Source organism: Rhizobium sp. BK008 (assembly GCF_014197345.1).
Classification (GTDB): domain Bacteria; phylum Pseudomonadota; class Alphaproteobacteria; order Rhizobiales; family Rhizobiaceae; genus Rhizobium; species Rhizobium anhuiense.
Map to the genome: position 1 here is coordinate 175377 of NZ_JACIFK010000006.1, position 23414 is coordinate 198790.

General features: G+C 61.4%; 22 protein-coding genes. 9 read left to right on the top strand and 13 right to left on the bottom strand.

Annotated elements, in window-relative coordinates:
- Window positions 1–8: 8 nt before the first annotated feature.
- The 5 genes from FHT69_RS23085 to FHT69_RS23105 form a co-directional block, all read right to left on the bottom strand.
- On the bottom strand, window positions 9–1226 hold the full coding sequence (locus FHT69_RS23085; protein ID WP_183906018.1) for a mandelate racemase/muconate lactonizing enzyme family protein: 1218 nt from the start codon (window positions 1224–1226) through the stop codon (window positions 9–11).
- Entirely contained in the window at window positions 1223–2944 is a 1722-nt protein-coding gene (locus FHT69_RS23090; RefSeq protein ID WP_063473728.1) for an ABC transporter ATP-binding protein, read from the bottom strand. The genes FHT69_RS23085 and FHT69_RS23090 overlap by 4 nt, the downstream gene beginning before the upstream one ends.
- Window positions 2945–2951: 7 nt before the next feature.
- Window positions 2952–4073, bottom strand: coding sequence for an ABC transporter permease (locus FHT69_RS23095; protein WP_063473729.1), 1122 nt, complete (start codon window positions 4071–4073; stop codon window positions 2952–2954).
- A gap of 9 nt (window positions 4074–4082) precedes the next feature.
- Window positions 4083–5069 carry an ABC transporter permease gene (locus FHT69_RS23100; RefSeq protein WP_063473730.1) on the bottom strand — a complete coding sequence of 329 codons (987 nt, stop codon included), beginning with the start codon at window positions 5067–5069 and terminating at the stop codon, window positions 4083–4085.
- A gap of 120 nt (window positions 5070–5189) precedes the next feature.
- Entirely contained in the window at window positions 5190–7127 is a 1938-nt protein-coding gene (locus FHT69_RS23105; protein WP_063473731.1) for an ABC transporter substrate-binding protein, read from the bottom strand.
- A 314-nt stretch (window positions 7128–7441) separates the two neighbouring features.
- Between FHT69_RS23105 and FHT69_RS23110 the strand changes: the two genes are divergently transcribed.
- From FHT69_RS23110 to FHT69_RS23150, 9 genes are all read left to right on the top strand, one after another.
- On the top strand, window positions 7442–8155 hold the full coding sequence (locus tag FHT69_RS23110; protein WP_047619104.1) for a FadR/GntR family transcriptional regulator: 714 nt from the start codon (window positions 7442–7444) through the stop codon (window positions 8153–8155).
- A gap of 21 nt (window positions 8156–8176) precedes the next feature.
- A complete protein-coding gene (locus FHT69_RS23115; protein ID WP_063473732.1) occupies window positions 8177–9007 on the top strand; it encodes an NAD-dependent epimerase/dehydratase family protein in 831 nt (276 codons plus the stop codon).
- Window positions 9004–9879, top strand: a complete 876-nt coding sequence (locus FHT69_RS23120; protein WP_063473733.1) for an SMP-30/gluconolactonase/LRE family protein — start codon at window positions 9004–9006, stop codon at window positions 9877–9879. Before FHT69_RS23115 ends, FHT69_RS23120 begins: the two co-directional genes overlap by 4 nt.
- A 60-nt stretch (window positions 9880–9939) precedes the next feature.
- Entirely contained in the window at window positions 9940–10893 is a 954-nt protein-coding gene (locus FHT69_RS23125) for a dihydrodipicolinate synthase family protein (RefSeq protein WP_047619110.1), read from the top strand.
- Between the two features lie 67 nt (window positions 10894–10960).
- Window positions 10961–12547: an ABC transporter substrate-binding protein gene (locus tag FHT69_RS23130; RefSeq protein WP_047619113.1), complete on the top strand. Its 1587-nt coding sequence runs from the start codon at window positions 10961–10963 to the stop codon at window positions 12545–12547.
- A gap of 5 nt (window positions 12548–12552) precedes the next feature.
- Window positions 12553–13650, top strand: a complete 1098-nt coding sequence (locus tag FHT69_RS23135; protein ID WP_063473734.1) for an ABC transporter permease — start codon at window positions 12553–12555, stop codon at window positions 13648–13650.
- A 4-nt stretch (window positions 13651–13654) separates the two neighbouring features.
- Window positions 13655–14590 (top strand): ABC transporter permease, encoded by a 936-nt coding sequence (locus FHT69_RS23140; RefSeq protein WP_063473735.1) that lies wholly within the window; start codon window positions 13655–13657, stop codon window positions 14588–14590.
- Window positions 14587–15444 carry an ABC transporter ATP-binding protein gene (locus tag FHT69_RS23145; protein WP_063473736.1) on the top strand — a complete coding sequence of 286 codons (858 nt, stop codon included), beginning with the start codon at window positions 14587–14589 and terminating at the stop codon, window positions 15442–15444. The genes FHT69_RS23140 and FHT69_RS23145 overlap by 4 nt, the downstream gene beginning before the upstream one ends.
- The gene (locus FHT69_RS23150; protein WP_063473737.1) at window positions 15441–16184 is read left to right on the top strand and encodes an ABC transporter ATP-binding protein; all 744 of its coding nucleotides are present in this window, start codon (window positions 15441–15443) and stop codon (window positions 16182–16184) included. Before FHT69_RS23145 ends, FHT69_RS23150 begins: the two co-directional genes overlap by 4 nt.
- Before the next feature lie 90 nt (window positions 16185–16274).
- Here FHT69_RS23150 and FHT69_RS23155 read toward each other — a convergent pair whose 3' ends face one another.
- The 8 genes from FHT69_RS23155 to FHT69_RS23190 form a co-directional block, all read right to left on the bottom strand.
- Window positions 16275–16721 (bottom strand): GNAT family N-acetyltransferase, encoded by a 447-nt coding sequence (locus FHT69_RS23155; RefSeq protein ID WP_063473738.1) that lies wholly within the window; start codon window positions 16719–16721, stop codon window positions 16275–16277.
- A 162-nt stretch (window positions 16722–16883) separates the two neighbouring features.
- Window positions 16884–17978: a hypothetical protein gene (locus tag FHT69_RS23160; protein WP_063473739.1), complete on the bottom strand. Its 1095-nt coding sequence runs from the start codon at window positions 17976–17978 to the stop codon at window positions 16884–16886.
- Between the two features lie 281 nt (window positions 17979–18259).
- Window positions 18260–19201 carry an ABC transporter ATP-binding protein gene (locus FHT69_RS23165; RefSeq protein WP_063473740.1) on the bottom strand — a complete coding sequence of 314 codons (942 nt, stop codon included), beginning with the start codon at window positions 19199–19201 and terminating at the stop codon, window positions 18260–18262.
- Window positions 19202–19223: 22 nt separating this feature from the next.
- Complete coding sequence (locus FHT69_RS23170) at window positions 19224–19859, bottom strand: ABC transporter permease (RefSeq protein ID WP_047619135.1); 636 nt, start codon at window positions 19857–19859, stop codon at window positions 19224–19226.
- Window positions 19856–20488, bottom strand: a complete 633-nt coding sequence (locus FHT69_RS23175; RefSeq protein WP_063473741.1) for an ABC transporter permease — start codon at window positions 20486–20488, stop codon at window positions 19856–19858. Before FHT69_RS23175 ends, FHT69_RS23170 begins: the two co-directional genes overlap by 4 nt.
- Window positions 20489–20525: 37 nt before the next feature.
- A complete protein-coding gene (locus FHT69_RS23180) occupies window positions 20526–21344 on the bottom strand; it encodes a phosphate/phosphite/phosphonate ABC transporter substrate-binding protein (RefSeq protein ID WP_063473742.1) in 819 nt (272 codons plus the stop codon).
- A gap of 5 nt (window positions 21345–21349) precedes the next feature.
- Window positions 21350–22354: an ornithine cyclodeaminase family protein gene (locus tag FHT69_RS23185; protein ID WP_063473743.1), complete on the bottom strand. Its 1005-nt coding sequence runs from the start codon at window positions 22352–22354 to the stop codon at window positions 21350–21352.
- A 121-nt stretch (window positions 22355–22475) separates the two neighbouring features.
- Window positions 22476–23363, bottom strand: coding sequence for a glycine betaine ABC transporter substrate-binding protein (locus FHT69_RS23190; protein WP_183906019.1), 888 nt, complete (start codon window positions 23361–23363; stop codon window positions 22476–22478).
- Window positions 23364–23414: the final 51 nt, after the last annotated feature.

The following is a 23414-nucleotide window of genomic DNA, read 5'->3' on the forward strand; positions in this document are numbered from 1 at the left end:
CTGTCCTTCTAGCGATTGAAATAGCTGCGGCGTGCGACGCGCGTCTGCACGTAGAGATGCTCTTTGTAGGTTCCGGGATTATAGGAGCCGGCAGCTTCCGGCACGGGAACGGAGACATTGCCGCCGCTCGGAAAACGAGCGACGAATGCTTCGTCGATATCGCAGCCGAGCCCCGGCCCGTCGGGGACCGCAATCAGGCCGTCGACCTGAACGGGGTGCGGCACGATCGTCTGGCGGCGGCCGTCCCAGTCGTCGTCAAGGCGCTCGAGAATGAGGGCGTTCGGGATCGCCGCAAGCAGATGCAAGGCGGCATATTCCGCCACCGGCCCGAGCGAGCCCGAATGCGGCGCCATCTGGATATGATGCGCCTCGGCCATGGCGGCGATCTTCTTCATCTGGGTGATGCCGCCGGCCCGGCCGGTATCCGGCTGGATCACGTCGACCAGTTCCTTCTCGATGAGCTCGCGCTCGCCGAAGATAGTCGCCGAGCGCTCGCCAGCCGCGAGCGGCACATGGGCTGCGTCGCGGATGCGCCGGTAGCCGTCGATATTGTCGGGTGCGATCGGATCTTCGACCCACATCAGCTCGTAAGGTTCGAGCGCCCGCACCAGCCGGCAGGCATCGGCTGGCGTCAGCCATGGCGGCCCATGCAGATCGATGGCGATGTCCATGTCGTCGCCGACGGCGTCGCGGAGAGCTGCAACCTTGCGAACGGGATCGGCAACCCCGCCGCATTTGATCGCCTTGATGCCGCGCTCCTTGATGGCAAGCGCGCGCTCGGGCGTATTCGCATGTGAATAGATCGGGATCCGGTCACGCACCTTGCCGCCGAGCAGCATCCAGACTGGCACGCCGAGCGCCTTGCCCTTGATGTCCCAGAGCGCCATGTCGATGCCGGTCATCGCACCGCCGCCGACCGTCCCGAGCATGCCGTGACCCATCATGGCGATATGCATCTTCTGCCACAGCCGTTCGATATGGGCCGGATCCTCGCCGATAAGGAGGGGTGCAAGATCATGGATCGCCGTCTCGATGACGCGCGGCCAGCCGGAGCATTCACCAATACCGGTGATGCCCTCGTCGGTATCGATCTTCAGAAAGAGCCAGTTCCGGGTGCCGGCGAGCTGTCTGGACGCACCATCTTCGGAGCGCTCGTCCGAGGCCCATTTGGAGGGATCGGGCTGACCGGCATGCATGAGAAACGTGCGGATCCCGGTGATTTTCATCGCAGAGAACTCCCATTCTTCAGAATCTCCGGCGCGACGTAGCGGAAACGCCGCGAATGATCGCGGTCGCGCGGATCGGGGCGCGGGATGGCTGATATGAGCGCCTGCGTATAGGCGTGCTCGGGCGTGCGGCAGACTTTCTCCGCATCGCCGATTTCGACGAGTTGGCCTTTGTACATGACGCCGACACGGTCGCACATGTAGCGGATGACGCCGATGTCATGACTGATGAAGATATAGGCGAGGCCGAGTTCGTCCTGCAGGCGCATCAGGAGATCGAGCACCTGCGAGCGCACGGAGACGTCGAGCGCCGAGGTCGCCTCATCGGCAACGATGACACGCGGATTGAGTGTGATGGCGCGGGCAATGCCGATGCGCTGGCGCTGGCCGCCGGAGAATGCGTGCGGGTAGCGTTCGCGCGCCCTCGGGTCTAGGCCGACCTGCTCCATGAGGTGGCAAACGCGCTCGTCCAGCGCCCGCCCCTTTGCCACGCCATTGACGAGCAGCGGCTCGCCGATGATCTGGGAGACGGTCATGCGTGGGTTGAGGGAGCCGAAAGGATCTTGAAACACCATCCGCAATTCCCGCCGTGCGGCGGCGAGCGTCTGACCCTTTGCCGTTGCCAGATCGATGATGTCGCCGTCGGCGCGGCGATAGAGGATTTCGCCTGCTGTGGGATCAATCAGCCGCATGATCGAGCGGCCCATCGTCGTCTTCCCGGATCCGCTTTCGCCGACGATCCCAAGCGTCTCGCCCGGCAGAAGCGAAATGGAAACATCGTCCAGCGCTTTCACTTCACCGAAATCCATCGATACATTGCGGAGTTCGAGGATCGGTGGCGCCGTCGTGTCGAGCGGGGCGCGCTCCAGCCGAATTTCGGCCTTCGCTTCCAGCTTCAGCACCGAGCCGATCAGCATGCGGGTATAGTCGTCTTTCGGTGCATGAAAGATTTGCTCGACCGGCGCATATTCCTTGGCGACGCCATTGTGCATGACGAGCACATCGTCGGCGATCTGCGCGACGACGCCCATGTCATGGGTGATGAACAGAACGGCCATGCCCTTGGCCTTCTGCAGCCGGGCGATCAGATCGAGAATTTCGGCCTGTGTCGTCACGTCGAGGGCCGTGGTCGGTTCGTCGGCGATCAGGAGCTGCGGTTTGCAGGCGAGCGCCATGGCTATCATCGCGCGCTGGCGCATGCCGCCGGAATATTGGAAGGCATATCGGTCGAGCGCCTTTTCCGGCGAGGGAATCTCGACCTGCTTGAGCAGCGATATGGCCTCGGCGCGCGCCTCTGCCTTGCTCATCCTGGTGTGAAGGCGAAGCGCCTCGACGATCTGGTTGCCGACCGTGTGGATCGGCGACAGTGACGACATCGGCTCCTGGAAAATCATGGCGATGTCGCGGCCGCGGATCGCCCGGATCTGGCGCCCACGCGGATTGAGACTGGTCAGATCGATCGAGCCGCCGTTCTGTTCGTTCAAGATGATCGATCCGCCGGAGATACGGCCGGGCGCATCGACGATCTGCAGGATCGAACGCGCCGTCACCGACTTTCCCGATCCGCTTTCGCCGACGACACAGAGCGTCTTGCCCGGCTCGATCGTGAAGGACAGATCGCTGACGGCGCGAAAGACGCCGGTGCGCAGCGGGAATTCGACGGTCAGATTTTTCACCTGCAGCAGCGGCTTGCCGGCAATGGGAACGATATCGGTCATGCCGGCCTCATTTGTTGTAGGGATCGGCTGCATCGCGCAGGCCATCGCCGAGAAGGTTGAGCGCCATCACGGCAACGACGACGGCGCAGCCCGGCATGAAGAGCCACGGTGCCGTGGCGATCGAGCGAATGTTCTGGGCCTCGCGCAACAGCACGCCCCAGGAGATGGTCGGCGGCTGCAGCCCAAGCCCCAGGAAGGAGAGTGAGGTTTCGGCAAGGATCATCGCCGGCACCGCAAGCGTGATCGAGGCAATGATGTGGCTGGCGAAGCTCGGCAGCATGTGGCGAAAGATGATGCGTCTTTCGCGAACGCCGTCGAGCCTGGCGGCGGCGACGAATTCTTCGGTGCGCAGGGACAGGAAGCGGCCGCGAACGACGCGGGCAAGCTGCGCCCAGCCGGTCAGCGACAGGATGATCGTGATCATCATATATTGCAGCGTCGCCGGCCAATCCTGCGGCAGGGCCGCGGCCATGGCCAGCCAGATCGGGATCGTCGGCAGCGACAGCACGAAATCGATCACCCGCTGCAGGAAGAAATCGATGTGGCCGCCGTAGTATCCCGAGATGCCGCCGAGCACGATGCCGAGAATCAGTGAGAAGAATACGCCAACGAGGCCGATCGACAACGATATCTGCGAGCCCTGTACCGTTCGGCTGAAGACATCGCGCCCCAGCCTGTCGGCACCGAAGAGAAGCAGCGGCGTCGTCTTGTCGGGCGAGGCGATCAGATGGATGTTGGTGTTGAACAGGCCGAACACGGAATATTCATAGCCGCGCCCGAAAAACTGGACGTCGACACGCTTCGTCGTGTCTTCCTTGAAGATAGCGGCCAGCGTTTCCGGATCGCGAGTCAGCTTCATCGGGTAATAATGCGGGCCGAAGGAGAAACCGTTCGCAGTATCGATCAGATGCAATTTCTGCGGCGGGTGAAAAGTCGCCCGCGCATTTTGCAGGTTCGGATCGTTGATGGCGAAGAAACCGGGAACAAGGGCGACGATATACATCATCACGGTGACGACGAGCGCGACCATGGCGAGCCGGTGCCGGCGGAAAGCCCACCAGATGAGCTGCCACTGCGATGCGACGGCAGCGCGATCCGGCTGAATATTTGTAACGGTGATGTCGGCCACGTGAGGCTCCTATTCCAACCGGATGCGGGGATCGACCAGCGCAAGCAGGATGTCGCTGATCAGAGAGCCTATCAGCGTCAGCGCGCAGATCAGCAGAACGAAGGCGCCGGCGAGATACATGTCCTGGGCCATCAGCGCCTGCAGCAGCAGGGGTGCTGCCGTCGGCAGATTGAGGACGATGGCGACGACGACGGAGCCGGAAATGAGGTTGGGCAGCAGCCAGGCAATCGTCGAGATGAAGGGATTGAGCGCGATCATCAGAGGATATTTCATCAGCAGCCGGAACTCCGAGAGCCCCTTTGCCCGTGCCGTGGTCACATAAGGCTTCGGCAGTTCGTCGAGCATATTCGCGCGCATCACGCGAATGAGGCTTGCCGTCGAAGAGACGGCCAGGATGATGACGGGAAGCCAGAGATGCGAAAACAGGTCGACCATCTTGGCGAAGCTCCAGGACGCGTTCTCGTATTCCGCCGAAAACAACCCGCCGACATCCTGGCCGAATTCGACCGCCGCGATATACATCAGCACCAGCGCCAGCAGGAAAGACGGAACGGCCAGGCCGAAGAAGGTGAAGGCGGTGAAGAAATAGTCGCCGATGGAATATTTGCGCACGGCGGAGAAAACGCCGATCGGCAGGGCGATCGCCCAGGTGGCGATCAATGTCGACAGAGCCAGGACGAGGGTCAGCGCCATGCGCTCCCAGATCAGGTCGGAGACCGGTTGCTGCCACTCGAAGGAAATGCCGAAATCGCCGCGCGAGAGGATGCCCCAGATCCATTTGAAATATTGGACGAGCATCGGATCGCCGAGGCCGAAGCGCTCGCGCAATTGTGCCGCCGTGTTCTGATCGACGATCTCGTTGGAGGCGGCCAGCGTCGCAATATAGGTCGTGACATAGTCGCCCGGCGGCAGCTGGATCAACACGAAAGCGAGGAAGCTGACGGCAAACAGCGATGGAATCATCCATAGGAAGCGTTTGGCGATAAAGATCAGCATGAGGCGCCTCTTGCATTGAACGCCGCCCTCCGGGCCCTGTCGGCCGTCAGCCGGCAAGGCATCTCGGAGGGCGAACTGAAAGAAAGCGCCGTACCGTTGGGCACGGCGCCAAGTTCGAAATCAGCTCGTAAAGGTGAATTGCTGCGGCATCGCAGGCCCTGGATTGGGCCAGGACCAGCTATCCGGCTCCTTCTCGGGAACATTGCGCAGATTGTTGCGGATGATGCCGAAGCCGCCGACGGCAAGGCATAGGCCGACTGTCTCGAACTCCTCCGCAGCGATATCGAAGATCTGCTTCATGATCGCGCCGCGCTTGTCGAGATCGGCCGTCGAACGCGCTTCGTCGAAGAGCTTCATGCGCTTCTTCTGGCTTTCCGGGGGCTCTTCGCCGCGGGCACCGTTGGAGGTGTACCAAAGCGTCCACGGAATGGCGTAACGCGATCCTTGAGGATGGAAGGCGAAGAAATCGCGCGGATCGAGCATCGGATCGAGACCGCCAGGACCCGGCCACACCGCCGCATCATGGGCGTTGTCGTCGCCGCGAGTGTAATAGAGCGCCCGCTCGATCGTGTTGACCTTCATGTCTATACCGATCTGAGCCCAATGCGTCTTGACCAATTCCAGGGCATCGACGAGGTCGGGATAGAGCGTCGGAATGACGTCGATCGAGAAGAACACTTTCTGGCCGTCGGGCCGCAGCCGGAAACCGTCGCTGCCCTTCTTGTAGCCGGCTTCATCGAGCATCGCGCTCGCCTTGTCGACATCATATTCGGTGAACTGGCGCGCGTATTTCTCGTTATACCAGGGATGGGTCGGACGCGGTCCTGCCTGGTAGGGTTCGCTCTGTCCGAAATAGACGATGTCGATGAGTTCTGGGCGATTGATGCCGATCGACAGCGCTTGCCGGAACGCCTTATCCGCAAACATCTTGCGCATGGCAGGATCTTTGTGGGTGATGTTGAAGTAGATCTGGCACTGTTGCGAGGCCGAAGGCACCAGCGTCAGCAGACGATAATCGCCTTTCTCCATGTTCTGGGACAGCGTCGGCTTGTTGGCCAGAACGCTGATATGGCGTTCCTGGATATCGATCTTTCCGGAGATGACGTTCAGCATCAGCGATTCGACGTCCTGCGAGATGCCGAAGTTGATTTCATCGATGTAGGGAAGCTGGTTGCCCTCGGTATCGACCTGCCAGAAATAGGGATTGCGGGTCATGACGACGCGCGTGGCACCCCCGGCATAGGGCTCCTTGACCACCCACGGATCGAGCGTCGGCTTGTCGACATTGCCCCACCGCGACGGGATCTCGATATCGCCGCAACGGCTGCGGAACAGCTCCGTCCAGCTGGTGACGCCGGCCTTCTTCGCATCGGCCTCGATATTGGGATTGTATTTCGGCAGGAACTGGCTGCAGTAATGCTTCGGGAACAATGTCGGATGCTGACCGAGCGGCGTGGCGAGGTTTTCGAGATAAAGCGCGTTGGCCGCCGCAAAGGTGAACTTCACCGTATAATCGTCGATCTTCTCGACCGTGACCGGCTTGCCGGCGACCGCAAGCTGCGCCGGTGTCGAGCTGTAGAGCTCGGTGTTCTTGACGCAGTCTTCGATCGCAAAAACGACGTCGTCGGCCGTGAAGGGGTGGCCGTCGGACCAGCGAACACCTTCGATCAGATGGAAGGTGAATTGCTTTGCGTCGTCGCTAACTTCCCAGCGTTCGGCAAGGTTCGGCTGCACGGCGGTAAAATCGAGGTTCCAGCGCACAAGGCTCTGGTTGCCGACCATGCGCAGGATGCCGTTATGGTCCGATGAACCGCGAAGGCCGCGCCGCAGCGAGCCGCCATAGGTGCCGACTTTCTCGTACGGCGTCACCACCATCGGCTTTTTCGGCAGGCGCTCGGCAAGCGGCGGCAGTTTTCCGTCTTTGACGAGCTGCGCAAGTGCCGGCGCTTCGCCGCCTGCGGCGAAAGCGCGGCCGGCGATGGACAGCGCTGCGACGCCAGCCATGCCACCAAGCACGGCGCGGCGTGTGACACCACGCGACAGAATTTCATTGGGCATCGAGTTCCTCCCTTTTTGCGCCGGCACAGCTTTTGCACCGGCTGATGCGGCGGGCTCCCGACCTGCCGCTTGCGCCCTCCTCGGCGCTGGGACCGAACCATAGACACGTTCTCAAATGATTACAAGAGTTGACAGATATTTACAAATTCGATAGCGATGCAGCCAGACACCGCAGGCGTCATGCCGCTGAAAATACTGTCGCCAGACCAAAAACGGCGGCAGATCTGTCAGATTCTGTAGGCCACACAGAAGACCTCACGATCGGCGACAGGGAGTACGTGGGGCGCCGCGTGGCTTGAGAGAAAAGGACCATAATGACTTTCGCAGTCGACGCCGTTTCCAACAGAGGCGCAACGCGCTTCAGCGACATCATCTACGAGAAGATCGTGGGGATGATCGCCGACGGCAACTTTCCGGTGAACGAACGACTGCCGTCGGAAACGAAGCTCGCCGCGGATTTCGGCGCCTCGAGGCCCGTCGTGCGTGAGGCGCTCGAACGTTTAAGAGCCGATGGCCTGGTCGTTTCGCGCAAGGGATCCGGTTCCTATGTTCGGCAAAGGCCGGATTCGTCGATGCTGAAAATGGTGCCGGTCGGCTCGCTCGCCGATGTCCAGCGCTTTTTCGAATTCCGCGCCGGCCTCGAAGCCGAGGCTGCGGAGCTTGCCGCACGAAACTGGCAGCCGGATGACAGGGAGCGGATAACGGCAGCGCTTCTTGCGATCGAGCAATGCCTTCGCAACGGGGAGCTTGGCGCTGAGGAAGACCAGGCACTGCATGATGCCATCGCCATGGCGACCGGCAACCAGTTCCACATCACCGTTCGTGAATGGTTCAGGCCGCATTTCGCCATCGGGCATTCCGTGACACGAAGCCTGAGCTTGAAACGAACGCTGGAGCAGATTCGCAGCGTCCAGGATGAGCATGCGGTGATCGTGGAGGCGATCTTCGCGCGGCGGGAAACCGACGCTCACGATGCGATGAAGAGACACATACTGAATGCTCGCGCCCGCATGTTCCAGGGCGTTTGAGCGAGAATGGGAGGAAGAACGATGAAACGGGTCGCTGTGACGGGTGCCGCCGGACGTGTCGGAACGCTGCTGCGCCCGCTGCTTCGCTCGCATGTCGAGCATCTGCGCCTGATCGATCTCGAGGAGCCTGCCGGGCTTGGCGAAAACGAGCATTTCGTGAAGGCCGATCTCGCCAATGTCGATGAGGCCACCGCTGCGCTTGAAGATATCGACGGCATCGTCCACCTGGCGGGCATTGCAAGCGGCATCGATATGAACGCCATCCTGCAGGCCAATGTGCTGGGAACCTACAATCTCTACGAGGCGGCGCGGATCAACAAAATTCCCAGGGTCGTCTATGCCTCGAGCAATCATGCCACCGGCTTTTATCCGCGCGGCCAGCTCGTCTCGCCGCTCGATCCGATGCGCCCGGACAGCCCTTATGGGCTTTCCAAATGCTGGGGCGAACTGGTGGCGGGGCTCTACTACGACACATCGGGCATTCGCTCCCTTTCGATCCGCATCGGCAATGCCGGCACCTATCCCAACAGCGAGCGATCCGTCGCGATCTGGATCAGCGCACGAGACCTGGCGCAATTGGTCAGGATCGGCCTGTCGCACCCGTCGATCGCCGCGACGGTGGTCTATGGCGTTTCTGACACCGACGAGAAATGGTGGGACAACGAACTGGCAGCGAGGCTCGGCTACCAGCCACAGGACCGGCCACGCGACCATGCCCGCATCGAGCAGGGATCCGAAGGGCCGGTGGCGCTTGCGTTCCAGGGTGGCGGCTTCTGTGAGATCAATCACGACGGCACCATCCGCATGCGGGACGCCGAGGGCTTGGCCGAGAGCCTGGAGATGGTTCCATGACGGCACCGCGCATCATCCGCCCGGACGTCCGTTCCGTGATCCAGCAACCGCTGACGGTCGGTGAATCCCCGGTATGGGACGAGCGGACCGGCACGCTGTGGCTCGTCGATATCCTGGCGCCGGCAGTTGTCCGCATCTCCGCGCAAGGGAAGGTCGACCGCTTCGACATGCCGGCTCCGGTCGGCAGCCTCGGGCTCTGCCGTGACAACAGGATCGTCGTGGGCCTCCAGACAGGCGTCCACCTCTTCGAGCCCGCCTCGGGCGATCTCGAGTTCCTGTGCGATCCGGTCGGGCGCCACATCAATGGCCGCCTCAACGATGGCAAGGTCGGTCCCGACCGACACTTCTGGGTCGGCTCGATCAGCGAAGCCAAGCCGCAAGTAAACGACGCCGCTCTTTTCCGGGTTGGCGCCGACGGCAGCGCGCGGACGGTGGCAACGGGACTGACGAGCTCCAACGGTCTTGCCTGGTCGCCGGATGGCCGGCGGATGTATCACTCCGACAGCCGGCAATGTTTCCTGCAGGCATTCGATTTCAATCCGGCGACGGGCGAAATCGGCGAAGGACGCCGGCTTCGCAGCTTCACGGAAGACGACGGGCGGCCGGACGGAGCGGCCATCGATCGTGACGGCTTTTACTGGAGCGCCGGCGTATCCGCCGGTCGCCTCAACCGGATATCGCCCGACGGCGAAATCGTCGAGATCTACATTCTGCCGGTCGCCGCACCGACCATGCCGTGTTTCGGAGGGCCGGATCTGCGCACCCTCTACGTCACGAGCCTGTCGACCGACCGCACTGGACGCTTCGAGGCGGGAACGGTCATCGCCTTCGACGCGGACGCAGAGGGCTTGGCGCCCTTCCGTTTCGGATGACAGCGTGCCGATCACCCGTCGGGTGACGGCGGATTGATGGAAAGCTAAGGGGGAAGAAAGATGAGCATCGCAATCATGCGCAAGGCGCTCACAGGCGTATCGGGTGTTCCCGTCACCGCCTATGACGGCAGCGGCGAAGTCGACCCCCGGATCACGGCGAAGGTCTATGAGCGGGTGGCGGCAGCAGGCATCCACAACATCGTTGCCGCCGGCAATACCGGGGAATTTTATGCGTTGACGCCTGAGGAGATCAGGATCGTCCACGAGGCGGCGGTGTCAGGTGTCGACGGCAAGGCGCCGGTGACGGCGGCGATCGGCCGGTCGCTGCGCGAGGCGGTCGGCATGGCAAAGGACGCGGCCCGCATCGGCGCCTCCGCCGTGATGTCGCATCAGCCCGTCGATCCTTTTGCGGCCCCTTCGGCCCAGATCGACTATTTCTGCAATCTTGCGGATGCTTCCGCCCTGCCGCTGGTCGCGTATGTCAGGGCCGAGGGTTTCAGTGTCGCAGAGATCGTTCGGCTCGCAAATCACGGCAATATTGCCGGTATCAAGTTTGCGACGACCGATCTGATGCTGCTGTCGCGAGCGATCCCGGCCGCCGACCCGGCCGGTGCACTGTTCGTCTGCGGCCTGGCAGAAAGCTGGGCGCCGACATTCACCGCAGCCGGTGCGCGCGGCTTCACTTCCGGTCTCGTCAATGTTGCACCGAAGCTCTCGCTTGCCGTCCACGATGCGCTTGAAAATGGCGATTTCGCCGCGGCACGAGCGATCGTCAACAAGCTCGAACCATTCGAGCGGATGCGGACCAAATTCCGCAACGGCGCCAACGTGACCGTCGTGAAAGAGGCGGTCAGCTATTCCGGTCTCGATGTCGGCCCGGTGCGTGTGCCGGGCTTGCCGCTGCTCGACCAGCATGACCGCGAGGAACTTCATCGGCTGCTTCGAAGCTGGGAGGCCGAGGGCAATGTTCAAACGGATCCGAACCGGCAGGAGACTTCAAAGGCCGCCGTCTGAGGCCGACATTATTTCCGCAAGCAACAGGTGCCGGCATGGCCGCGCCACAGGATTGGGAGGTCTTGAGATGCTGAAACAGCTACTGACAACGATCGCGATAACGGGCGCCCTGACGGCGGCACAGCCGAGCTGGGCTGCATCGCCGCCAAACATGCTGGTCATCGGCACGAATCTCACCGGCATAAGAACGCTCGATCCGGCCCAGAACAATGCCCGCACGGTTTCCGAGCTGATCTCCAATCTCTACGACAACCTCGTGCAACTGTCACCGGACGATCTAAAAACGCTGAAGCCGATGCTCGCGACGCAATGGAGCGTCTCGGCGGACGGCAAGATCATCACGCTGACATTGCGCGACGACGCGGTCTTCCAGAGCGGCAACAAGGTAACAGCCGATGATGCCGCCTGGTCGATCCAGCGCGTTATCAAGATGGGCCAGGTCGGCTCCACCGATGTCGCGCTCTGGGGCTTCACATCAGACAACGTCGAAAAGCTCGTTCGGGCAAAGGACGAACACACGCTTGAGATCGAGCTGCCGCAGGCCGTGAACACCGATCTCGTGCTCTATTCGCTAGCCGGCTCGTCGATCGGCATCATCGACAAGAAGACGGCACTCTCGCATGAGGCAAACGGCGACTTCGGCGGCGCCTGGCTTTCTGCCAATTCTGCCGGCAGCGGCCCGTTCGCGCTGGCGCAATGGCGGCCGAACGATGTTGCGATCTTCAACGCGCAGCCGAACTACTGGGGCGGCAAGCCGGCCATGGCCCGCGTCGTCGCTCGGCATATCCCAGAATCCGGCAACCTCAGACTGCAGCTCGAAGCCGGAGATGTCGATGTCGGCCAGTATCTGGCAAGCGGCGACCTCGATGCCCTGTCCAACAACAAGGACGTGGTGATCGAGAGCGTTCCGGGTCTGGGCTTCTATTACATCGCCCTCAACCAAAAAGACCCGGATCTGCAGAAGCCGAAGGTTCGCGAGGCCTTCCAGCATGCTTTCGACTGGAAGGCGATCTCCGGCAACATCATGCGCTATACCGGTTTTCCCTGGCAGTCGATGATCCCGCGCGGCATGATCGGCGCGCCCGAGGAAGCTGCCTCCCACTACGACTATGATCCTGCCAAAGCCAAACAGCTGCTGGCGGAAGCCGGCTACCCCAATGGCCTGAAGAAGGTGCTCAATCCATCGGGCGCGGCGACACTGCCCTTCGCCGAAGCGCTGCAGGCGAGCGCCCGTGCTGCCGGCCTCGATCTCGATCTCGTGCCCGGCGAATTCACGCCCGCCTTCCGCGAGCGGAAATACGAGGTGCTGCTCGGCAATTCCGGCGCCCGACTGCCTGATCCTTTCGCTGTCGCCACGCAATATGCCTACAATCCCGACAACAGCGACGAGGCGCGTCTCGGCAGCTATTATCTCTGGCGCGCCGGCATGAAAGTGGACGAGCTCAACACACTCGTCGACCAATCGATGAAGGAGCGCGATACGGGCAAGCGCACTGACATCTTCAAGAAGATGGACGGCATCTATGCCGGCATGGCCTCGCCGCTCGTCATCTTCTTCCAGCGAACCGACCCCTATGTCACGCGCGCCAACGTCAAGAACTATCACGGGCACACGACCTGGTCGACGCGCTGGCACGACGTGACCAAGGAGTAGAACGCGTGGCGAGCGCCGATCTGACATCGAAGCGGGAGAGCGGCACCCGTTCTGCGGAGGGCGGGTTCGCCGAGGCGGCCCCGCACCCTCTGGTGAACCTGTTGCGGCGCTTGGCAGGGCGGGTCGTGGCTGTGGTGACGACGCTGCTCGGCCTTCTCTTCCTGACCTTTTCGATGGGTCGTCTGCTGCCTGCCGACCCGGTGCTCGCCATCACCGGAGCGGAGGTCAGCAAGGAGGTTTATGATCGCGTCTATCATGAGCTGGGGCTCGGGCAACCCGTCTGGATGCAGTTCCTCGCCTATGTCGGGAAGATCGCGACAGGCGATCTCGGCACCTCGGCGACGACCGGCCAACCAATCCTCACCGACCTCATGACGATCTTTCCCGCCACCATCGAGCTTGCGGTCATCGCCATGATCATCGGCGCCATCATCGGCGTTCCCCTGGGGATCACGGCTGCCGTCAGACGCGGAACTGTCATCGACCACGTCGCCCGCATCGTCGCCCTTGCCGGCCATTCCATTCCGATCTTCTGGACCGGGCTGATGGCGCTCTTCATCTTCTATGCCAAGCTCAAGCTCGTCGGCGCATCCGGCCGCATCGACGTCTTCTACGAAGGTCTCGTCACACCCATGACCGGCTTTCTCCTGATCGACGCAGCGCTGCAGCAGCAATGGGACGTGTTTCACAACGCTCTCGGCCACATCATCCTGCCGGCGGCGATCCTCGGCTATTATTCCGTCGCCTATATCAGCCGCATGTCGCGCAGCTTCATGCTGGAGCAGCTCAGCCAGGAATACATCATCACTGCGCGGGCAAAGGGGCTCGGCACCCGCAAGGTCGTCTGGCGCCATGCCTTCAAGAACATCCGCGTGCAGCTTTTGACGATCATGGCGCTGACCTTCGGTGGGCTGCTCGAAGGAGCGGTGCTGATCGAAACGGTTTTCGGATGGCCGGGGCTCGGCCAGTACCTGACCCGAGGGCTGCAGATGAATGACATGAATGTCGTCATGGGCTCGGTGCTGACGATCGGCGCCGTCTTCCTGACGATCAATATCCTGTCGGACTTCCTCTATCGCATTCTTGATCCGAGGACACGGTGACGCCATGACGATTTCCTCTGAGCACGCAGACAGCGTTGACACCGGCGGCTTTCGCAAATGGCTGCTCGCGCCGGAGCCGCGAGGCTGGTTTCAATCGTCCGCGCAGCAAATCCATCAGGGCTGGCTGAAATTCAGCCTGCACCCGCTTGGCCTCGCCGGACTCGCCATCATCGTGCTGCTGATCGTGGTAGCGACGGCCGCCCCCTTGCTGACGAGCTACGATCCGATCGTCCAGGACATGGCCGGGCGGCTTGCCGCGCCATCGGCAAGCCATTGGCTCGGCACCGACAATTTCGGCCGCGATGTGTTCTCCCGGGTGATCTATGGCGCCCGCACGACGCTCTACATCATCATGCTCGTCACGATCATCGTCGCCCCGCTCGGCCTGCTGATCGGCACCGTCTCAGGTTATTTCGGCGGCATCATCGATGAAATCCTGATGCGCGTCACCGACATTTTCCTGTCTTTCCCCGGGCTGGTGCTGGCGCTCGGTTTTGCCGCAGCGCTCGGACCGGGCATCACCAACGCAATCATCGCAATTTCGCTGACGGCCTGGCCGCCGATCGCGCGCCTCGCGCGGGCCGAAACGCTCAGCCTTCGCAAGGCGGACTATATCGCCGCCGTGCGCCTGCAGGGCGCGAGCTCAATCGCAATCATCACCCGCCACATCCTGCCGATGTGCATTCCCTCGGTGATCGTCCGCGTCACCCTCAATATGGCCGGCATCATCATCACCGCCGCTGGTCTCGGCTTCCTCGGCCTCGGTGCGCAGCCGCCATGGCCGGAATGGGGCTCGATGGCCGCGAGCGGCCGTGAGTTCATGCTCGACAGCCCCTGGGTCATCGCCGCACCCGGCATTGCCATTGCGCTAGTCAGCCTCGCCTTCAACCTCGTCGGCGATGCGCTCCGCGATGTGCTTGATCCCCGAGGTTCAGAATGACCGAGCCCTTGATCGATATTCGAAACCTCGAAATCGCCTTCGGCGGTGGACAGGTGCGGGCCGTGCGCGGCGTCAGCTTCGCGCTCGGACAGGAAAAACTCGGGATCGTCGGTGAATCCGGATCGGGAAAATCCACTGTCGGGCGGGCGATCATGAAGCTCTTACCGCCGACCGCGATCGTCAATGCCGAGCGGATGCGCTTTCGCGACGTGGATCTGCTCAAGGCAAACGAGAAAACGATGATGACGATCAGGGGGCGGCGGATCGGGCTCATCCTGCAGGACCCGAAATATTCGCTCAATCCTGTCATGCGGATCGGCGAACAGATCGCCGAAACCTATCGTTTCCATCATCCCAAGGCGAGCACCAAGCAGACCTCCCGCCAAGCGCTCGATATGCTCGAAGCCGTCCAGATTCGCGATCCCGAGCGCGTGGCCCGCCTTTATCCGCACGAAATCTCCGGCGGGATGGGCCAGCGCGCGATGATCGCCATGATGCTGATCGCCGAACCCGAAGTGCTGATCGCCGACGAGCCGACGTCGGCACTCGACGTGACGGTAAGGCTCGAAATCCTGGCGCTGCTCGACGAGCTCGTGCTACGCCGCAATCTCGGCCTGATCTTCATCAGTCACGACCTCAATCTGATCAGGAATTTCTGCGATCGCGTCCTCATCATGTATGCGGGGCGGGTCGTCGAAGTGCTCGAGGCGCGCGATCTCGACAAGGCCAGACACCCCTATACGCAAGGGCTGCTCGCATCCCTGCCGACGATCGACAATCCCCCTGCCCGGCTGCCGATCCTCAAACGCGATCCGGCCTGGCTCGACGAACCCGTATTGGAGGCGCCGCGGTGATCAAGATCGACAATCTCACGATCCGTTTCGGGCATGGCCAGCGACCCGTCGTCAGAGACATCAGCCTCGCCATCGAGAGCGGCACGGCCTTCGGCCTGGTCGGCGAGTCCGGCTGCGGAAAATCCACCGTGCTCAGGGCGCTTTCCGGCCTCAACGCCAATTATGACGGCCGGATCTCGCTCCAGGGCGAGACGCTGGACCGGCAGCGCAGCCGGCCGTTCTTCCGCCGGGTGCAGATGGTGTTCCAGGACCCCTACGGGTCGCTCCACCCGCGCAAAACCATCCGCTCGCAGCTGAAAGAGCCGCTGCGCAACCAGGGACTGGATACGAATTCCGTCGACGTGAATGCCGTCCTGAGATCGGTCGGCCTCGATCCGGCGCTGAGCTACCGATTTCCGCACCAGCTGTCCGGCGGACAGCGGCAGCGTGTGGCGATCGCCCGCGCCCTGATGCTGGACCCGGATGTTCTGCTTCTCGACGAACCGACATCTGCGCTCGACGTGTCGGTTCAGGCCGAAATCCTCAATCTCCTTCAGGATTTGCGTCGGGAACGCGGCCTCACCTATCTGCTCGTCAGCCATGATCTCGCCGTCGTCTCCCATATGTGCAGCCGCGTCGCCATTATGGAAGCCGGCGAGATCGTCGAACAGGTCGATATCGCAGCCCTGCGCAGAGGCGCGGTCGAGCATCCCTATTCGCAACGCCTGCTGCGGGCGAGCCAGATGTATGGAAAGGCGTAAATTCTCGATCGATGCGCGGCGGCTCGACGTCGTCGCAGGCCCGCCATCCTCAGGATCGTCAATGGCGGATCAGAGACTCCCAATCCAGCACTATCCGCTCGATCTGGAGTACAGGCCAAGCTCGTCTCTCATAGCAAATCCGCAACGCTGATAGAACTCCGACAGCGCCCCACCTCGCTGCGAGATCAGCCAGACGCTATTACACCCTTCAGCTTTGGCTGTTTCAAACATTGCAGAAAGCAGAGCAGTGCCTATTCCCTTACCCTGTGCGTCGGGTTGCACTGAAAGCTCGTCCAAGTAAATCACCGGGCCGGTGTGGCGCCGCTGTCGTACGCCCAGCGCAATCCCGAGCACCTTGCCTTCATCAACCGCCGCCAGCGCAACCGATCTAGGGGTTTCAAGCACATAGGTCACATTTTCCGCAGCCGCCTCAAGGGACCAGCTCTCGTTCCACGGCGGCAGGGCATAGGCTCTTACCAATACGTCGGCCGCGCCGCTGACGTGTTTTTCAACCAGACGTTCGATCCGAAATGACATGAACTTGTCTCACGCTACGTGAGGTGACATTTGCCGAGCGCGGTTGGTTTCGCAATGGTGTGTTGCCTGCATCCGCAGATTTTTTCCGAGCTTATCCCCAAAATGGCTAGGCGCCAGGCAGGCCGAGCCAGTCCTCCCGGCTGAGCCCGCCATTGAAAGTCCCTATTTCCAACTTGTGTAATCGTCAGCGACGCAACCAAACGGCGCACGATCCTGATCGAACCGCTTCTTGAGCTGCTGGCATCCCCACTCGTTCAACGGCGCCGGCATGAGATTGTTGATATCCATGCCAGGCGATTGAAATTGTGTCGTGGAGCTCGTGACGTACCAAAGCCAGAAGCCGACCACACCGACGACGATCAGGAGCAACACACCGAAGAAAATCTGCAGCCGCTTCCAGATCGATACCGCCTTTTTGGGCTCTTCGACCAAGACCGTCGCATTCCGATCGCCTTCTTGCTGAGACGCAAGAGATGCAAGAGCGGCGGCACGCTCATCATTCGTAAGCTCGACGCGCTGCAGACGATCGTCCAGAAGCACCGGAAGAGCAGTATTGCCGTGCCTGACAGCCAGTCCGATCGCTTTGCCCTTGGCTTCACCGACGATGAGCGGCTCTTCTCCATTCTTCATGCGCGTGTAAGCCGATCGCCCCGTTTTGTCGGCGGCGATCTTGTCATTATAGGTGATGGAAAGGACGCCGCGTTTGCGGTCGAATGCGGTCACCTCGACCGGGACAGGGGTCAGCATGGCAGGCCGGCGCAGTTGGCCCTTGACCCGCCAAATGCGGATACCGAGAAAAATCATACCCAGGCTCATGCCGCCAAGCAGGATGACAAACACAGTCAGCGTGATGATCCGGTTCCAGAGCATATCCAGACCGAGGCTCATCGTCGCGAGTTCCGGATGATCGGCTGAGATCACAAGGCCAGTTTCATAGTCGCCGGTATGGAAATCGACGAACATGACCTCGACCTCGGTGTCGTAGTCCCGTCCGCCGTAATTGTAGACAAGGCGTGCTTCGCAATCCGTGAAGATGGCTTTGCGCGTCGTGCATCGCCCGTTTTGCACATCGCCGTTTTCGAGCACCAAGGGGTTCTGGCTGATCTGGAAATCGCGGATCACGCCTGGCGCTGCCGAAACGAAGAGAAAGATAGCCAGTGCCAGGATGATAGGCGTTGACCAGAAGTAAGCATTTGGCGTGGAGATGACGTTGCGCGCCAACGAAAGCGGGCGACTAGGAAGAACAAGCGAAGACAATGGCGTCGACCCCTTATGTGACAGCGCAGCGCGCTGGTAAAGCTTCAGACAGCCGATGATGAATGAGCGGCGTTGACGCCATTGCGACCGGCTTCACACAATCCCATTGTGTGATACCGATCTACAGCCTGAGGCGGGCGATCGGCAATCCCTTTCAGCGCGCGTGGGTAGCATTGGCATGTTGATCCCTTCGCGCACCGCGAGCGAGTCGGTGAGTTGCGCTCCAATATCGATGGTTCGTGTCCTCGGCGCTGCGCTCGCATCTGCTTAGCAGGTGAGCTCTACAGCCGATTGGCGCGCAACAAGGTGTCTCGCGACAGATATCCCGCAAGCGTCCCATCGGCTGACCTGACATGCAGGCCCGGCATCTCACCGGAGAGGATGAGCGCCAAGGCATCGTGAACCGTGGCGTCAGCGGCGATCTCGGCATCGCCGTTGGACGGTTCCGGCGCGGTCATGATCGTCGATACGGCAATCAAGCTGAGCCTCTTTATGGCTCGGTCGGGGCCGAGGAAACTCTCGACGAATTCGTTGACGGGACGCGCAAGGATTTCCTGCGGGCTATCATATTGAAGGAGGCGGCCATCCCGCATGATCGCAATGCGATCGCCCATCTTGATAGCCTCATCGAGGTCATGCGTGACGATGACGACGGTTTTCTTCACCTTCCTCAAAATATCGCGGAATTCGTCCTGAAGCCGGACGCGGGTGATCGGATCGATCGCGCCGAACGGTTCGTCCATCAGCATGATTGCGGGGTCGGCTGCGAGTGCACGCGCGAAACCGACGCGCTGGCGCTGCCCGCCTGACAATTCATGCGGCAGACGCTGCCGCATGATGGCCGGATCAAGACCGACGAGATCCAGGAGTTCGTCGACGCGGCGATTGCTGCGCGCCTTTTCCCAGCCGAGAAGCCGCGGGACGGTCGCGACATTGCGTGCGATCGACATATGCGGAAACAGACCGACCTGCTGGATGACATAGCCGATGCTGCGGCGCAGCTCCTTCTGGTCGACCCGGGCGATATCCCTGCCGTCGACCAGCACACGTCCCGTCGTCGGGGTCTCCAACTGATTGATCATCCGCATGGTCGTGGTTTTGCCGCAGCCCGAAGGACCGATCAGGGCAACCGTCGTACCAGTCTCGATCAGGAGATCGAGGTTGTCGACCGCATGCTGGCCGCTTCCGTCGTAGTTCTTGGTAACATGATCGAGATGAATCATCCTGATATCCGCTTTCGGCCGCTCAGCGCCGTTGAGTGAAGAGGCGCTCCAGGGCGCCGAAGGCCAATTCCGCAAAGATTGCGAGCAGGGCAATCGGCACCGCTCCGACAAGAAGGCGCGGCATGTTCATGATCGCAATGCCGGCATTGATGAAATCGCCAAGCCCGCCGCCGCCGATGAAAGAGGCCAGCGCCGCCCCGCCGATGACCTGGATGGCGCTCGTCCTGACGCCCGACAGAATCGCGGGAACGGCCAGGGGAAGTTCGATCTCCCACAGCATCTGTCCGGCGCTCATGCCCATTCCATCCGCCGCATCGATCACCGAGGCGTCGATCTCGCGGATGCCAATGATCGTGTTCAACAATAGCGGCGGCACGGCCAGGACGATGAGGGCGATCACCGACGGCAGCAATCCGATGCCGAGAAAAGGCATCGTCGCCGACAGGATCGCCAGGCTCGGGATGGAGCGCAAGGCGCCGGCTATATTGACCACCGCAAAGGCGGCGCGTGGTGCCCGTGCGACGACAAATCCGAGCGGCACGGCGATGACGAAGGCGATGCCGAGCGAGAGGGCGCACATCAGAAGATGGCGATTGAACGCGTTGAAGAAGGTGCCGGAATTGTTGAAGATCCAGCTGAATGCATCGATCACGATCATGCCGGCTTCCCCCCGCTGCGCCGGCGCAGCAGCCTTTCGAAGGAGGCAAAACAGCAGTCGGCAAAGAGCGCCAGACATGACGTCAGCAGCCCGCCGGCGATGATCTTTTCGGGAAAGCGCTGGTCGATGCCTTCGAAAATGATGACGCCGAGCCCGCCGGCATTGATATAGGCGGCAACGGTGGCGATGCCGATGACCGTCACCATGGCGATGCGGATGCCGCCGACGATATAGGGCATGGCCAGCGGCAGTTCTACTTCCCAGATCCGCCGTGCCGTGCCGTAGCCCATGCCATCAGCAGCTTCCAATATGTCACGCGGAATAGCCTGAAATCCCATGCCGATATTGCGGATCAGGATCATCAGCGAGTAGGCGGCAAGACCGGTTATGGCGGGTGCCGCCCCGATGCCCATGATGGGGATCAGAAGCGCAAACAGCGCCAGGCTCGGCACGGCGAACAGGATGCCGGTGAAGATGACGATGGCCGCAAAACTCCGCGGCCGCCTCGCCGCCCATATCCCGACGATCAGCGAGATCACCAGGGCAATGCCGACCGAGGAAAAAACGAGATAGAGGTGCTCCAACAGCGCGTCGAAGAGCCGGTCGAGATGTTTGGGGACCCATTTCATCGTCGAAACCTCCGCATCCGAGCGCTCGTTCGGCTGTCTACCATGTGATCCCCAATCTGCGATCGGCGTCGTCGGCTCTTAGCGGCAGACTATCGTAGGCCGGGGGAACGACCGTCGAAAATCGCCGGAGGCCGAGCCGTTCCAAAACCGCCGCTCCCTCACGCGTTTCATGCAACGTCACGAGGCTTTGCTGTAATGCTGTGGCGATGTCCGCAGGCAAGGTTTGCGCGGCAACCAATAGCGGCGCGGGAAGCGGATCGGTCGTCGCCAGAATACGAAGACCATCGATCGCATCGGTTTCGTGCATCGACAACAATTGGAAGGCGTAAGCATCGATCGCACCCGCATCGATCCTGCCGTCCTTGAGGGCGGCGACGATGCCTGACGGGTTGAGCAGCGGCCCGACCGTCATGCTCTGCTTCACTTTCCCGGCAAACCGGTCGGCAAGAAAAGAACGCGCCGCGTGGTAGCCCGATTGGGAATCGCGCACGGTCCAGCCCCAGCGGGCCACAGCGAGATCCGCTACCTCGTTCACCGCCCCGGTGGAGGCGACGAGAATGTGGCTGGCATAGAGCGGCTGGTCCAAAGACCATGCCTCGCTCGAAACGGGTGCAGCAAGGGCAGTCGGCCTGGCGCCCTCGGGCATACGCGAAAACGGATAGCCGCACATAAAGACCAGCCCCATGTCCGGCCTCGCCCATAGCTCCGACAGCGGCGCCGGTGCTGCATGAGCGATGATCTCGAGCTCAATGCCGGACTGCACGCTGACCAGCGCAAACAACGCATCCCACAGGCCGCGAATGCGCGGACTGAGATTATACATTCTCGAACAGGCGATCGGCTTGGACATCACCATGGCAACTATGCGAACCGCAGCCGCTGGCCGATGTTCATCTCTCTTGCCTTGTCGACCATGGCGGCGCCGAGCGCCACGTCGGTGGTGCTGAGGCCGCGGTGCCAGAACAGGATCGTCTCCTCGTCACTTTCGCGGCCGGGCTTCATGCCGCAGACGATCTGGCCGATTTCGGCATGCAGGTTCTCGGCCGTCACCTTGCGCTCGTCGACGTGACGGCGAAGCGCTCCGAACGGCTTGCCGGGGCCGCATTGTCCCCAATCGTCGACGACGACCTTGTCCATGATGTCGGTGAGATCGAATTCAAGCGCGCTCATCGTGCCATAGGGCACGACGAAGGCGCCCTTCTTCACCCATTCCGTCTTGAACAGCGGCGCCGGTTCCGGCAGGCGGCTCGCCTCGACCATGATGTCGGCGCCCTTGAGGCAATCCTCCCAATTGTCGGTGACGATGATCTTCTTGCCGAGATCCGCCTCAAGACGCTTGGCGAAGGCATCCCGACTTTCCGGCCGGCGCGAATGCACGCGGATTTCCTCGAAGTCGAAGAGATGGTCGAGAAGCCGGACATTCCAGTAAGAGGTTCCGCGCGCACCGATATGGCCGAGAATCTTGCTGTCCTTGCGGGCGAGATATTTTGCGCCAAGAGCGGTGACGGCCCCGGTGCGCATGTCGGTGATATCAGTTGCGTCGATGATGGCCTTCGGCACGCCGGTGTTCGGGTCGAACAGGTTGAGGACCGCAAGCTCCGAAGGCAGATCGACCTTGTAGTTGTCGACGAAGTCGCCGACGACTTTGACGCCGGCATAATTCAGCGCTTTGACGTAGCCGCGAAGCACGTTGAAATGGCCTTTGTCGGAGCTCTCCGGCACAAGATGAACACGCGGCTCGATGACGGTTTCACCCCTGCCCTGCGCATCCAGCGCCTTCGACACCGCATCGAGAATCTCGTCATTCGTCAGCGCCAGCGCCTTGGCATCGAGGGCGTTGAGATAATCGATCCAGATTTCCTGCATTTCCCGCTTCTCCATATTCCTGCCCGGCTGCTGACCGGACGGATTTTCGAACAAAAACCCTTAAATGGATCGCCGCGCCAGACCGCAGCCGGATTGATATCCGGCCGCGGAGGCATGACAATCATTTCGGCAGGAGGCCGTTTTCCTTGAGGAAATCGACCGCCACGTCCTTGGCTTCCTCGTGATCGGTTTCGACCTTGGCATTGAGGACCCGCATCTTTTCGTTGTCGAGATGGGAGCCGACCGCTTCGAGCAGTTCGGCAACCTTCGGGTTGGCCTTCAGCACGTCCTGGCGGACAACAGGCGCCACGTAGTAGGGCGGAAACAGACCCTTGTCGTCTGCCAGCGGCACGAGATTCTTCGAGCCGATCTGCCAGTCGGTCGCCGCACCATTGGCAACGTCGATATCCTTTTGTTCCAGCGCGTCGTAACGAAGACCAAGCTTGGCGAACTGCTTGAACTCCTTGAACTCGGCGTCGTAGACGCGCTTCAGGCCGGGCAGGCCGTCGGCGCGATCCGGAAATTCGGCGCCGCCGCCGAAGACCAGTGTCTTGGAGACCTTGGCGAGATCCGACAGCCTCTTCAGATTGTTGGCCTGCGCCGTTTCTTGCCGGACGACGATGACATAGCCGTTATTGATCCCGCTCGGCTTCAGCCATGTGAGATTGAACTGCTTGGCGTAGAAGTCCTTGACCTGCGTATAGACCTTGTCGGCGTCGGTCGACATCTCGCCCTTGACGACGGATGCGAGCGCCGTGCCGGTATATTCCGGATAAAGATCGATCTCGCCGGCCACCAATGCCTGGTGCGCAATCAGCGTGCCGCCGAGGTTGATCTTGCGCTCGACGGTGAAGCCGGCATTTTCCAGAACGGCTGAATACAATTCAGCGAGGATGAACTGCTCAGTGAAATTCTTGCTGCCGACCTTGATGGTCTCTGCGGATGCAGACTGGAACATGGCGGTTGCCATGATGCCGGCTGCAAGGATGCCCTTTGTCCAATTTTTCATAGTCATTCCCTCTTGTTGACTTTTCAATGAACGAACCGGCGGCGTTCCCCA